Consider the following 13,263-nt stretch of genomic DNA (forward strand, 5'->3'; position numbering starts at 1 on the left):
GATGTTTTTCTCTCCTTTCGCATTATCCGATCCATTTATGATAAAAGGATTTCGCCCTGCTGATATCACTTGTGCCGTGTATTAATGCTCTGCCGTCACGAAACAGTACCATCTTGAAATTGTCTGTGCAAAACGAAATCAAATACGGGTTGGCTGAAACATCAAGCCCTGTCCGTCTGAGCTGTCCCGCAAGTTTTTGCAGATCAAACTGTTCGGAGATCCCCGTTCTGATCTGCACCGTGTTCCGCCCACACAGAACCGCCGCTTTTGTCTGATTTTCATAGGATAAAAACGGATAATCGTTTGTGCCGCAGCTTGGGCAATCAGCCGACTTAAGACGGGCGACGTTTATTTCTGACCGTTCATTTTTCCATAAATCAAAGGAACGGAGAACATGCTCGATAGATCCGCCCGTTAACAGCTTCAGCGCATCTGCTGCCTGAAAAACGGCCGTCTGCAATACAGCCGGACTGATGATTCCCGCCGTATCGCATGTCATACCGCCTAAAGGCAATGTCTCAAGCAGACAGTGAAGGCACGGCGTGACACCGGGAATGACGGTAAAAGAGAGCCCGTAGCTGCCGACACAAGCGCCGTACAGAAAGGGAATCCCTTTCTGCACAGCCGCATCATTCACAATCAGCCTCGTTTCAAAGTTGTCGGCGGCATCCACGATGAGGGAGGCGTCACGAATCAATCCGGGTGCGTTTTCCGCAGTGACATCCATGACAAATCCCTCGACCTCTACATCACTATTTATAGATCGAAGCCGTTTTTCAGCCGCCGCGGCTTTCGGCATTTCCTGTCTGACATCGTCTTCGGTATAAAGCTGCTGGCGCTGGAGATTACTCCACTCCACATAATCTCTGTCAGCGATCGTTACCTTCCCGACCCCTGCTCTGACAAGCATCTCCGCACTTGCCGTCCCAAGCGCACCCGCGCCGATAATCACGGCATGAGACGACCGGAGCTTCTCTTGGCCTGAGGGACCGATCGGCTGAAACAGCTCCTGTCTGGAATATCTGTCCGTCATACCGGAAGACCGTCTCGCGGACTGCTTGCAGTTCCGTAATCTTTCACCGGAATTCTCCCGGCTTCATAAGAAAGGCGCCCCGCTTCTACGGCAAGCTTCATCGCCCGGGCCATCTTGACCGGATCATCAGCGCCTGACACAGCGGTATTTAACAGCACGCCGTCTGCCCCGAGCTCCATCGCGTAGGCGGCGTCTTTTGAAGATCCGACGCCGGCATCGACAATGACCGGCACCTTCGCCTGTTCAATGATAAAGGATAGATTCAGCGGATTTAAAATTCCCTGACCGGAACCGATCGGGGAAGCGCCCGGCATAATGGCATGCACTCCGAGCTCCTCAAGACGTCTTGCGAGCACGACATCGTCTGACGTATACGGAAGCACGATAAATCCCTCTTCGAGCAGCTGTTCTGATGCTTTCAGCGTTTCAACCGGATCAGGCAAAAGTGACCGGCTGCATCCGATGACTTCTACTTTTATCATGTCACAAAGCCCTGAAGCTTTGGCAAGCCTTGCGATTCGGACCGCCTCTTCAGCCGTTGCGGCACCGGCCGTATTCGGCAGAAGCGTGTATTTAGACAAATCAAGCTGTTCGAGAAAGTTAGGCTGAGACTCTTCAAAGATGTTCATCCGCCGCACCGCAAAGGTTAAAATATCCGATTCCGAGACAGCCACCGCCTCTTTCTGAATCTCAAAACTCGGATATTTTCCCGTTCCTAACAGCAATCTTGACTGAAACTGTTTTCCGCCTATTGTTAACATCCTCATCCGCCTCCTACAAAATGGACAATTTCTATGACATCGCGGTCACACAAACTTGTATTTTCATAATTCTTTTTTTCAATGATTTCTTTATTTCTCTCCACAACTACGATTCTTTGATCAAGCTGGTACGATTCAAGCAAATCCTGAACCGTCCCCTCATTTCGATTCCAATCAATTTGTTTTCCGTTCAGCTGAAGGATCATATATGAACAGCCTCCTTGCGATCAATTCGAAACGCTTCTTCCCATTCCTGTTTAATCTGTCTTTCCAGGATCATATCCCGCACCATTACAGCCGTTGCCGGCGCCAACAGGATGCCGTTCCGAAAATGGCCGGCGGCGAAGATGATGCCGCTGTCTTCAGGATGCCGCCCGATAAACGGCTTTCCGTCTCTTGTTCCCGGCCTGAGTCCCGCCCAAAACCGGTCTATTTTCATATGTTCGATGGCGGGAAGCATTGTTTTCGCTTTTGCAATGACGGCCTCAATTCCTCCGATGTCAGGCGTATCGCTCCAGTCGCCCTGTTTCATCGTGGCGCCGATGACAAGCCGGCCGCTTTTTCTCGGGACGACATAACAATGATCATGGTAAAGGGTTTTGGTCAGCGGGGTATCGTCATTCCACACGGAAAGGCATTCTCCCTTCACAGGAAAAAAAGGCTGTCCCAAGCCGAGCTGGCTGAAAAACCGGCCGCTCCATACACCGCTTGCAACTGCGACTTTGTCAGCATAGACATCCCCGCCGGACGTTGTGATGCAATATTCTCCGTTCACCCGTTTTACGGAGGTGACTTGTGTATGCTCATATATGTCAGCGCCATAGCGCCGCGCTCCTTTTGCATACGCTTTGCAGACATAGTACGGTTCGACATGGACATCGTCTTTTATAAAACTTGCGCCGAGAATGTCTTTTGAAGCGTAAGGCTCTTTTTCAAGGGCATCTTCCGCTGAAAGCCAGGTGACGGAAGGCAGATCATCCATCTTCCGTAGACGGGCGATATCTTCTTCGGTATACGCCAGTTTAAGCATTCCGCCGTTATGGCGCCTGATGTCAATGCCGCAAGCTTCCTCAAGCTCTTGCCCCGCCGCTTCATACAGCCTTTGACTGTGCATGGCAAAATCAAAAAACGCATCCCGGTTTTCACATTCCGCATGAGCGCCCAGCATTCCCGCGGCAGCGCTTGTCGTTTTTCGGCCGACTTCTCTGGCTTCAAACAAGACAACGTTCTGCTGCGTCTTCGCCAGCTCATAAGAAATGGCGCACCCGATAATTCCGCCGCCGATCACCGCTGTATCATAGTGCTTCTTCATAATCGGCCTCCCTTACCGCGCGTGCATACCGTTTTGCCGCCTCCTCAGGATTTTCAGCTGAGAAAATACCTGACATGACGGCAATTCCGTCCGGTTTCGCCTGCTTTGTGTGTCCGATCGTCTGCATTGTCATTCCGCCGATTGCGATGACGGGGATGGAAAGCGTGCGTTTGATCTCTGAAAGCAGGCTGATGCCTCTTGCTTCAAGTCCCTGTTTACATTCGGTTTCAAATACATGGCCGAACACCACATAATCCGCATCTTCCTTTTCAGCTTGGATGGCTTCTTTCAGCGAATGAACCGAACGTCCGATATGAAGATGGGGAAATCTGCTTCGCACCTGCTTTACGGAAAAGCTGCGGGACGGAAGCTGAACACGGTGTATGTTGGCAAAAAGCGCGATATCCGCCCTGTCATTGATAATCAATTTGTCCTTATCCGCACCGCCCTTTTTCAAAAGGGACAAGAGCTGCATGATCTCTCCCGCTGTTTTATCCCGCTCACGGATATGGATAAAGCTTACTTCGCGCTGAATCGAAAGAATATCCTCGGCAAGCTCGGCAACGGGTTTGCGATTATCAGTTACCGCGTGCAGCTCCAAAAGATTCCACCTCTTTTCCGCCCTTCTCGGACCAGCCTTCTTTTTGATAGGCCATTCCCCAAAATTGATATTCATAATAGCTTGAAATCACAAAATTCTCTTTCATTTTCGCGCGGATGTCCTCTGTGCTGTTTTCAGCAATCTCGTCGAAACGGCTGATTTGTTCTTCGACTTGCTGTCTGAACCAGTCTCCGCCGTATGTACCGATCCATTTTTCATAAATCGGATGCTCCGGTTTGCACTCTTTTAAGTGTTCGCCGACTTCATAATAAAGCCAATAACAGGGCAGAAGCGCAGCTAATATTTCTCCAAAATTGCCGCTCATCACCGATCTGTACATATGAGACGTATAAGAATAGGCGGTCGGTGCCGGTTTAAATGCCGCACGCTCTTCTTCCGTAATCCCTAAAAGCTCCGTAAACTCGCGGTGCAGCGCCATTTCCGCTTCATATGTCCCTTGAGCGTGGCCCGCCATCCTGCCCGTCGTAAACAAGTCTTCGGCATATGCGGCGCCGAACGCCTGAACTTTTGCAAAATGCGTCAAATAGTAGGAATCTTGCAGCACGTAATAGCTGAAACGGTCTATCGGCAGGCTTCCGTCACCGATTCCCGTTACAAACGGATGTACAAAACTTCCGTCCCACCATTCGGCAGCCGCCTGTCTGCATTCTTCAGAAAATGTCATCATGTCTTCCCCCCTGATAAAATAAAAAAACCACTTTCCCGCATCGGAAAAGTGGTTTGGAATTTAAATGGATAAAAGGAACCCCAAAAAAATACCGCTCCACTTCCCTACGCAGGTCTGAACCTGTTCAAGTTATGAGGGTCTAAAAGTCTCACTTTTATCTCAGCCCTTATGAAGGACACCCCTAGTGGTCATACGATTAATGATTTATTTGTTATGCCTTCTATATTATCACGAATTGCAATTTGGTCAAGCTTCAAGGATTTTTCTCAGTTCCGACACGTAGTTGCGCGAGCCCGTGACGATGAGGCGGTCTCCTGTTTTCAGCCGCGTGTCTCCGTGCGGAACGATGCTGTCCACACCTCTGAAAATCCGGACGAAAATCACATCGCCCATCAGCGGAAATTCCCGCAGAATGATGCCGTTATACGCCGGGTTTTCCAGATTGATCTGATATAACGAAGACTCCTCATTCGTCAGGAGGCTCATCACGCCCGGCGCCTCAATTAATGCGCGCAAGAGCGTCTTTGTAGACAGAAGGATAGAAAAAATACTGATGCCCTCTTCTTTCAGTTTTGTTTCATGCTCAACCGAGCCGACGCTTGCGATGATACGCTCAGTCCCTTTCTCTTTCGCTATTAAGGCGATTTCAGCGTTCACATCTTCATTTCCCGTCGCCACGACAAGAATATCGGTTTTGAAAATACCGTGCGACTCAAGCGTGCCGGGCTCGTAATCAGAAATCGTGTCAACCGAAAAAACCGATTCCGCAAGCGTTTCCCCGGCATTTTCCTGATACACATGGACGACCCGTACTTCATATTCCTCCTCAGGCAGTTCCAGCGTAACCGGAAGTGTCATTTGGTTGGCGCCGATAAATGTAATGCGCTTTTTTTCCTGCGGCGCACTTTGCCGTTTGTATAATTTCTTAAAGCCGATCGGCGTGATGATGCTGGCAATAACCGCAACTAAAGTCAGCGCGCCGGACATATTGGCGCTGATAATGTGGAGCCTTTCTCCGATCGTAGCCGCCGCGATAACAAGCGACAGCGTGGACGTCAGCAAAAAGCCCGAAGCAAACACGGTTCTTTTGTCATACCATTTCTTTAAGTAAAACACCGGGAACATTTTGCTGATAAACAGCGCAAGCAGAAGCAGCGGAATCATCGTTAATGTTTTCGGATCTTGGAAAAGTGTCCAAATGTCCAATTTCACCCCGACCATGACGAAAAAGATCGGAATTAAAAACCCGTAGCCGAATGAATCCAGCTGTTCCACCATTTCTTTATTCGGAGACAGAAGCGATACCAGAACGCCTGCCAAAAACGCGCCGAGAATATTTTCCGCCCCGAGAGATTCCGATAAAGCGACAAGCACGATAATCAGTGTGAAAATGGCCCGCGTGCCGATCTGCACGGTGCCTTTAGACATCGACTGCACAAATGAACGGTGTTTAAAGATCCTGCCGAAGAAATACAGCACGACCCCCGCGGCAAAAAGAATCAACAGAAGCCACATATTTCCGCTGTCTTCTCCGTAAAGAGAAGAGAAAAAAGCGAGCAGAATCATCGTAGCCAAGTCCGCGATAACGGCGACAAGCAGGATGATCTGGCCGATATTGGAGTTCATGATCCGTTCTTCCTTTAAAGTCGGGACCACCACGCCGAGTGATATCGTCGAAATAATAAGCGTCATTAAAAATGCGTTTTGTATAAAACCGGCTAATACAAAAGCATAGGACAGCAGCAATGATAAAATAAAGATGCCGAAAAAGATAATCAGTGCGGCAGAAAACGTGTTGGGCGCTTCCTTGCCATTCGGAAGGAATTGTTTTTTCTTCCCTTTCTCAAATGAAGAAAAATCAATTTCCAATCCGCTTAAAAACATTAAAAAGATAAAGCCGAGAACCGACAGCGTCTCCAGCCACGTGTCTCCCTGAACGACAAGATTCAGGCCGCTTTTTCCGATAATAAGCCCCATGATGATCTCCGCGACGACGACGGGGATGCTGAGCTTAAACCGATGTAAAAGGAGCGGCGTCAAAAAAGCAACGATCAGAACGACGACTAAAGATGCGACTGATGTGTGTTCCATTCGTAAATACCTCCTTAAAACAAGGGTTATAAAAGCCCGCTTAAAGCGGGCGAAACCTTACTTTTTTTTAAAAACATAACGCATATTCTAACAAGGCTGAACGCGAAAAAAAAGTGATAAGGCTTTATTTCTTTAATTCTTTTTTAATTTGTACCAAAACAGCGTAATTAGGTATAGGAATTAGCCCCATAATAAATAAAAAACCGTTAATAAGGAGGCTGACACGAATGGCTTATGACATCATCAGCGATATACACGGATGTTATGACGAAATGATCGCGTTAATGCAAAAGCTCGGATATGAAGTCAAAGACGGAACGCCCGTTCATTCTGAAGGCAGGACGCTTGTCTTTGCGGGGGATTTAACGGACAGAGGCCCAAAATCCGTAGAAGTGATGCGTTTTGTGGCAAAAGCATATGAAAAAGGAGCCGTCCGTTATGTCCCGGGAAATCATTGCAACAAACTGTATCGTTACTTAAAAGGAAACCCCGTAAAAGTGATGCACGGACTGGAAACGACGGCAGCCGAACTGAAAGAGCTGTCTCCCGCCGACAGAACGGAAGTCTCCAGACAATTCATCCGATTATATGAGTCAGCGCCGCTTTATGACATTTTACATAATGGCGATCTCGTTGTCGCCCACGCCGGCATAAAAGCTGACGATATCGGTAAATACTCGCGTAAGGTAAAAGAATTTGTTCTGTACGGCGATATCACGGGTGAAACGTATCCCGACGGCAGACCCGTCAGAAGAGACTGGGCCGCCGCTTACGAAGGCAAGGCATGGATTGTTTACGGCCATACCCCGGTAAAACGCCCCCGGATCGTCAACCGTACAATCAACATTGATACAGGCTGCGTCTTCGGCAATCAACTGACAGGCTTTCGTTTTCCCGAGCACGAAACCGTCTCTGTGGAAAGCTCAATGCCGTATGATGCTTCACGATTTCGCGAGGATCACGGCAGGCAGGCATGAAAAAAGCCCGAAACCGGCACACGGTTCGGGCTTTACATGTGTTCAATTAATGTTTTCATATCGTCAGGCACCGGGGCGTGAAAAACGAGCGTTTCTCCGGTCATGGGGTGTACGAATGAAAGCCGCTCACTGTGAAGAGCCTGCCGCGCAATTCCCTCATTTTTTCCGCCGTACAGTGTATCACCGACTAACGGATGGCCGAGGTAGCTCATGTGCACCCGGATTTGATGCGTCCGCCCTGTTTCCAGCCGCAGGGCTGCAAGCGTAAACGCATGTCCCGCTTTTTCCGTTTGAAAATGCGTCACCGCTCGTTGTCCCTCCGGCGTCACCATCCGCTCAATAATACTGTCGTGTTTTCTTCCGATGGGCGCGTCCACCGTTCCTTCCTTCTGCGGCATGACCCCATGTACGACAGCGAGATACCGCCTGCTGACAAGCCCCTTCTTCTGCGCTGCTGACAAAAGAGAATGGGAAAGCCGATGTTTGGCGATCAGCATCGCCCCCGATGTATCCCTGTCAAGGCGGGTGACAAGATGAACCGTTGATGGCACGCCGCTTTTTCGGTAGTGGCTGATCACTCCGTTAGCGATGCTTCCCGACGGGTGTTCTCTTGATGGAATTGAGGAGACATACGGCTGTTTATTGACCACAAGCACATCGTCATCTTCATAAAGAATATCAAGCGGAACCGGCTCAGGCAAAAGCGTTTCACTCACATGCTCCTTCGGAAATTCAATCTTAAGCACGTCTCCGTCCGCTAACACGGTGCGGACGGTTACATGCTCTCCGTTCACAAGCAGGTCTCCCCCGCCGAATTTAATGTCAGCGAGTAGCCGCTTTGAAATGCCGAGCTGCGCCGTATATTCTTTTATCGTCATGCCGGCTTCCCGGGCAGTCATGTTCTTTTGGATAAAAAAGTTGTCCAATCCGTTTCCTCTTTCTATTCGCCTTTTCCGATAAAGGAGTCCTGCACCCTTTTCCAAAACGGAAAAGGGCGGAATCTTGCAAATCTGACTTTTTCATTTGCCACACGGCATAGAATGGACTTGACATCCTTATGCAGCAAGGTTAAATGATCAATTGTGACTTGAAAGTCGACGTCGTTTCTCGGTTTGATGACACAGTTATGATGATCGGGAAGCAAAAGCGGCGAACCGACAGTCCTGAACACTCTGTTGTTAATGGATGCCATTTCCGCAAGCTGAATCGCTCTGATGGAAGGGTGGATGATTGCGCCGCCTAACGCCTTATTATAAGCCGTGCTTCCGGAAGGCGTGGACAGACATAAACCGTCTCCCCTGAACGTTTCAAACAGCTGGCCTTTAATTTCCACGTCAGCGACGAGACTGCCTTCTATGCTTTTGATCGTACATTCGTTCAAAGCCAGATACCGCTCCTCACGCTCTTCATCATGATAAGTGACAATCACCTCAAGAAGGGGATACTCCACGGTATGATACGGCGTTTTGGCGATGGCCAGAACGAGCTTTTCTATCTCCTGCGGAACCCAATCGGCATAAAAACCCAAATGCCCCGTGTGAACTCCGACAAACGCCGTTTTATCGAGACGGTCGCTGTACCTGTGAAATGCGTAAAGAAGCGTTCCGTCACCGCCGACGGAAATAACGATTTCCGGCTCTTTTTCATCCAAGGTCATATCAAAATCGAGTAAATACGCCTGTATTTTGCTTTTCAGTGTATCTGAAACCTCGTCTCCTTTTGAAGAAACGGCAAATTTCATGCCATTCCCCTCCTTTCCTACTGGCGGTCTCCCGCTTTTTTCTTTCGCGAGAACGCGGCTTGGGCTTCCTGGATTTCTCCGCGGATTTCTGACATTTCTTCATCGAGCCGGGATGCGGCTTCTGAGGCCCGCTGCAGCCTCAGCTTTACTTTTTCGGGAATGTTCCCGCTGTATTTGTAATTCAGTGAATGCTCAATGGTTGCCCAAAAGTTCATGGCAAGCGTCCGAATCTGTATTTCCACAAGAACGTGCTTTTCACCGGACGTTGTTTGTAAAGGATATAAAACGACAAGGTGGTAAGACCGATATCCGCTTTCCTTATGCTCTGCTATGTAATCCCGCTTATCGACAACGGTAAAATCTTTTCTGGCAAACAGCATATTTTTGACGATCTGGATATCATCGACAAATTGGCACATAATACGCAGCCCCGCGATATCCTGCATCGTTTCAATCTGATGAAGCGGTATGCTTTTTCGTCTCGCTTTTTCAAGTATGCTCGCCACCGGCTTCACGCGGCCTGTCACAAACTCAATCGGTGAGTGGTCATCTTCATACTCATAAAGGGTTCTGACGCCTTTCAGCTTCACCTTTAATTCTTCAACAGCCTGGCGGTATGGCGCTAGAAATTGCTCCCATTGTTTGTCATCCATCGTACATCCCCCAATTCCGAACCTGTTCTAAAGAAATACGTTTTTCACTTTTTCTTCCATATCTCCGTAGTTTGCATTATCTTTAATATTTTCAAGAAGATAATCGAGTTCTTCATGCAGCCCTGAAAGTTCAACCGTTTTTCCGCCGGCCTCAAGGACCGCCGGCTTTCTTTGGTCTAAGGCTTCTTTCAGATCCGGCCAGATATGTTCTTTTATAATGACATATTCAAAAGAGTCAGCTGATTCAAGTATGTATACAAAAGCAAAGTGATCGGAATCAACAAGCATTTGACCTGAGGCTTTGCGTTCCGCTCCGCTTAAGTCCTCTCCGCACTTCAAGCGGAGCGCGTCTTCTGTTAATGATGCATTTTGGATTTCAATTCTCTTTTGCATAATGTTCTCCTTTTTTAACAAAGTACAGCATTTATTTTATCATATCAAGGTCGATATTGATAAACGTAACCTCTAAAGAGATAATGGGAATTATACAATTTTTCGTCCTGAAAGGAAGACTGTCATGACCCAAGAAATAGAAATTGAATTCAAAAACCTGCTGACAAAATCAGAATTTCTGAAGCTGAGTGAAGCACTCTGCATGAAAGAACATGATTTTAAACAGCAGGTCAATCATTATTTCGACACGAAAGATTTTTCCCTGAAACAAAAAAAATCAGCACTCCGCATCCGAGAAAAAGACGGCGCGTTCGTCCTGACTTTAAAAGAGCCTGCTGCGGTCGGTCTGCTGGAAACGCATCAAGAGCTTGCGGCACCTGATCTTGACGTCTTCAAGATTCCGGAAGGCCCCGTCAAACGTCAGCTGGAAGGTCTCGGAATCAACTCAGAACACATTTGCTATTTCGGAACGCTGTCGACCGCACGCGCGGAAAAAGAATCAGAAAAAGGCTTAATCATTTTAGATCACAGCCGATATTTAGAGAAAGAAGACTTTGAATTGGAATTCGAAGCTGCTGACTGGGATGAAGGAAAACGGGCGTTTGAACAATTGCTCAAGCAATTCGGCATCCCAGAGCGGATCACGAAAAATAAAATCCAGCGTTTTTATGAACAGAAACAAAAAAAGGTGGAATGACACAGTGAATATAACGAATTGGGCGGCCCTTCTCCAGCTGCAATCAATGGCGCTGCAATCAATCTCTCATACAAGCACGGCTTCAGGCGGACAATCTTCAGAAAGCCCGCTTGCCAATTTCAGCGCGCTTCTCAGCCAGTATACGGACACAGCCGTCCGGCAGCAGCCGGAATCAGGAATTTTAAACGGTGTGCGGACCGCTCACGCTTCTTATTCACCGAGAATTCCCGTTTCATCCGGTTCCGCGGCAGCTTCACAGACCGCTTCCCCAAGCATAAAGTCTGCGAATGCGGCTTCTGACATCAGCACCGGAAACTTTTCAATAGACAGCGCCATTCAGAAAGCGGCCGAAAAATACGGAGTGGACGAAAAGCTGATCCGCGCGGTTATTAAACAGGAATCAGGCTTTAATCCGAAAGCGGTCAGCGGTGCGGGGGCAATGGGACTGATGCAGCTCATGCCTTCCACGGCAGAATCACTCGGGGTGTCAAACCCGCTTGATCCCGTCCAGAACGCTGAGGGCGGCACGAAGTACTTAAAGCAGATGCTCACGAAATACGACGGAAATGTATCTCTCGCGTTAGCCGCCTACAACGCAGGCCCCGGCAACGTAGATCGGTACGGAGGCATTCCGCCGTTTAAGGAAACACAGCAATATGTCAAAAACATAACCAAACAGTATTACGCGTAAACCAGAGAGGCTTCCTTCGCCCTCTGGTTTTTTGCGGAGTGAAATCTTACACATGAATGAAGGCGATGTGATATGATATGAAATACAAGCGCCTGACAGAAAGGCACTTTGTTTGTAGAAATAAAATGTTATTGCTAAAATATACAGTAACTGAAGATAGTAAAACTGAAAGATAAATTCGCAATGGGAATTATGATTCCTATTAGCCATATAAAGGAGTAGTCAACATGGGACAATCGTTTAACGCACCATATGAAGCGATTGGAGAGGAACTTCTATCGCAACTTGTTGATACTTTTTATGAGCGTGTCTCGTCTCATCCCTTGCTGAAGCCGATATTTCCAAGTGATTTGACTGAAACGGCCAGAAAACAAAAGCAATTTTTAACCCAGTATTTGGGCGGACCTCCTCTTTATACTGAAGAGCACGGACATCCCATGCTCAGGGCAAGGCATCTCCCCTTTCCGATTACGGACGAGAGGGCTGATGCGTGGCTAAGCTGTATGAGCAAAGCGATGGATCAGGTCGGGCTGGAGGGCGATATTCGTGAATTTCTGTACGGGCGTCTGGAACTGACGGCCAGGCATATGGTAAACCAGTCAGAAGCGGAGGATCGATCATATTGACGAATTATCAGCATGAGCAATACTTCGCCCATTGCCACGGACATCCAAAAAAACCGCTCGAAATTTACATGTTTGTCGACCCTTTATGTCCTGAATGCTGGTCGCTGGAGCCCGCCATAAAAAAATTAAAAATCAAATACGGACGTTTTTTTACGCTGCGGATCATTGTTTCCGCGAGCATTACATCGCTGAATAAGCAAAAGCGGAAAAAACACCTTCTTGCTGAAGCTTGGGAAAAAATTGCGAACCGTTCCGGGATGCCCTGTGACGGAAGCCTTTGGCTTGAGCAGGATCAGCCTCTTTCATCGCCCTACCTTGCCGCACTCGCTTTAAAAGCGGCTGAACTGCAGGGAAGAAAAGCGGGCATTCTGTTTCTCCGCAGCATGCAGGAAAGCTTGTTTGTCTCCAAGCAGAATATTACAGATGAAGACGTTCTTTTAGAAATTGCCGAAAAGACGAAATTGGATGTTGAAGAATTCAAGCGTGACCTCCATTCGCAAAGCGCGGTAAAAGCGCTTCAGTGCGATATGAAAATCGCGGCGGAAATGGACGTCACCGTCAACCCGACATTGACGTTCTTTAACAGCCTGCATGATGATGAAGGGCTGAAGGTTCCCGGCAACTATTCTTATGACGTATACGAAGAGATCTTATTCGAAATGCTCGGGGATGAACCGAAGCCTTCTGAAACGCCGCCTTTGGAATGTTTCATTGAATATTTCCGGTTTGTCGCATCGAAAGAAATCGCACTCGTTTATGATTTGAGTCTAGAAGAAGTTGAAAAAGAAATGAAAAAACTGGCATTCGCCAAAAAGGTCGCCAGAGTGGAAGCAAAGCACGGCCTGTTTTGGAAATCTCTGGCCGGCACTCAGGAGGATGTCACCTGTTGTGATCATTAAAAAAAGCTGATTCCTTACGGAGCCGGCTTTTTTTGTGCAAATAAAGAAACCGCGCCGGGATAAGCGCGGTTTCATATGTCTTAACGACAACAAAGGGGAT

General features: G+C 48.1%; 16 protein-coding genes and 1 riboswitch. Of the genes, 5 read left to right on the forward strand and 11 right to left on the reverse strand.

Annotated elements, in window-relative coordinates; genetic code table 11:
• Positions 1-22: 22 nt before the first annotated feature.
• The 7 genes from thiF to RUW00_RS13950 all read right to left on the reverse strand — a co-directional run bounded on the left by thiF (position 23) and on the right by RUW00_RS13950 (position 6,486).
• Positions 23-1,033 (reverse strand): thiazole biosynthesis adenylyltransferase ThiF, encoded by a 1,011-nt coding sequence (thiF, locus tag RUW00_RS13920; protein WP_209388102.1) that lies wholly within the window; start codon positions 1,031-1,033, stop codon positions 23-25.
• The gene (gene thiG, locus RUW00_RS13925; protein ID WP_007610655.1) at positions 1,030-1,800 is read right to left on the reverse strand and encodes a thiazole synthase; all 771 of its coding nucleotides are present in this window, start codon (positions 1,798-1,800) and stop codon (positions 1,030-1,032) included. The genes thiF and thiG overlap by 4 nt, the downstream gene beginning before the upstream one ends.
• Positions 1,797-2,000: a sulfur carrier protein ThiS gene (gene thiS / locus RUW00_RS13930; protein WP_007409096.1), complete on the reverse strand. Its 204-nt coding sequence runs from the start codon at positions 1,998-2,000 to the stop codon at positions 1,797-1,799. Before thiS ends, thiG begins: the two co-directional genes overlap by 4 nt.
• Positions 1,997-3,106, reverse strand: coding sequence for a glycine oxidase ThiO (gene thiO, locus RUW00_RS13935; RefSeq protein ID WP_280145017.1), 1,110 nt, complete (start codon positions 3,104-3,106; stop codon positions 1,997-1,999). The genes thiS and thiO overlap by 4 nt, the downstream gene beginning before the upstream one ends.
• Complete coding sequence (gene tenI / locus RUW00_RS13940; RefSeq protein ID WP_014721002.1) at positions 3,090-3,707, reverse strand: thiazole tautomerase TenI; 618 nt, start codon at positions 3,705-3,707, stop codon at positions 3,090-3,092. The genes thiO and tenI overlap by 17 nt, the downstream gene beginning before the upstream one ends.
• Positions 3,685-4,392: a thiaminase II gene (tenA, locus tag RUW00_RS13945; protein ID WP_015417218.1), complete on the reverse strand. Its 708-nt coding sequence runs from the start codon at positions 4,390-4,392 to the stop codon at positions 3,685-3,687. Before tenA ends, tenI begins: the two co-directional genes overlap by 23 nt.
• A gap of 87 nt (positions 4,393-4,479) precedes the next feature.
• Positions 4,480-4,588, reverse strand: a riboswitch (TPP riboswitch).
• Between the two features lie 53 nt (positions 4,589-4,641).
• Positions 4,642-6,486, reverse strand: coding sequence for a monovalent cation:proton antiporter family protein (locus RUW00_RS13950; RefSeq protein WP_007610641.1), 1,845 nt, complete (start codon positions 6,484-6,486; stop codon positions 4,642-4,644).
• 227 nt (positions 6,487-6,713) lie between these two features.
• On the opposite strand from RUW00_RS13950, the gene prpE reads away from it, so the two are divergent.
• Entirely contained in the window at positions 6,714-7,463 is a 750-nt protein-coding gene (prpE, locus tag RUW00_RS13955) for a bis(5'-nucleosyl)-tetraphosphatase PrpE (RefSeq protein ID WP_007409101.1), read from the forward strand.
• 32 nt (positions 7,464-7,495) lie between these two features.
• Here prpE and RUW00_RS13960 read toward each other — a convergent pair whose 3' ends face one another.
• Genes RUW00_RS13960 through RUW00_RS13975 form a run of 4 tightly spaced genes read right to left on the reverse strand, consistent with a single transcriptional unit; the run spans position 7,496 to position 10,250 of the window.
• Entirely contained in the window at positions 7,496-8,389 is an 894-nt protein-coding gene (locus RUW00_RS13960; protein WP_280145016.1) for an RluA family pseudouridine synthase, read from the reverse strand.
• Positions 8,390-8,403: 14 nt separating this feature from the next.
• Positions 8,404-9,204, reverse strand: coding sequence for an NAD kinase (locus tag RUW00_RS13965; protein WP_003155018.1), 801 nt, complete (start codon positions 9,202-9,204; stop codon positions 8,404-8,406).
• Between the two features lie 17 nt (positions 9,205-9,221).
• Positions 9,222-9,857, reverse strand: coding sequence for a GTP diphosphokinase (yjbM, locus tag RUW00_RS13970; protein WP_003155019.1), 636 nt, complete (start codon positions 9,855-9,857; stop codon positions 9,222-9,224).
• Between the two features lie 27 nt (positions 9,858-9,884).
• Positions 9,885-10,250: a UPF0738 family protein gene (locus RUW00_RS13975; RefSeq protein ID WP_012117290.1), complete on the reverse strand. Its 366-nt coding sequence runs from the start codon at positions 10,248-10,250 to the stop codon at positions 9,885-9,887.
• 124 nt (positions 10,251-10,374) lie between these two features.
• Between RUW00_RS13975 and RUW00_RS13980 the strand changes: the two genes are divergently transcribed.
• From RUW00_RS13980 to spxH, 4 genes are all read left to right on the forward strand, one after another.
• Positions 10,375-10,947, forward strand: coding sequence for a CYTH domain-containing protein (locus RUW00_RS13980; protein ID WP_021494986.1), 573 nt, complete (start codon positions 10,375-10,377; stop codon positions 10,945-10,947).
• Positions 10,948-10,951: 4 nt separating this feature from the next.
• The gene (locus RUW00_RS13985) at positions 10,952-11,638 is read left to right on the forward strand and encodes a lytic transglycosylase domain-containing protein (RefSeq protein ID WP_022553553.1); all 687 of its coding nucleotides are present in this window, start codon (positions 10,952-10,954) and stop codon (positions 11,636-11,638) included.
• A 227-nt stretch (positions 11,639-11,865) separates the two neighbouring features.
• On the forward strand, positions 11,866-12,264 hold the full coding sequence (locus RUW00_RS13990) for a globin domain-containing protein (protein ID WP_003155023.1): 399 nt from the start codon (positions 11,866-11,868) through the stop codon (positions 12,262-12,264).
• Positions 12,261-13,163 (forward strand): protease adaptor protein SpxH, encoded by a 903-nt coding sequence (spxH, locus tag RUW00_RS13995; protein ID WP_003155024.1) that lies wholly within the window; start codon positions 12,261-12,263, stop codon positions 13,161-13,163. The genes RUW00_RS13990 and spxH overlap by 4 nt, the downstream gene beginning before the upstream one ends.
• Positions 13,164-13,263 lie beyond the last annotated feature (100 nt).

It is taken from the genome of Bacillus sp. IS1, from assembly GCF_032461585.1.
GTDB lineage: Bacteria > Bacillota > Bacilli > Bacillales > Bacillaceae > Bacillus > Bacillus velezensis.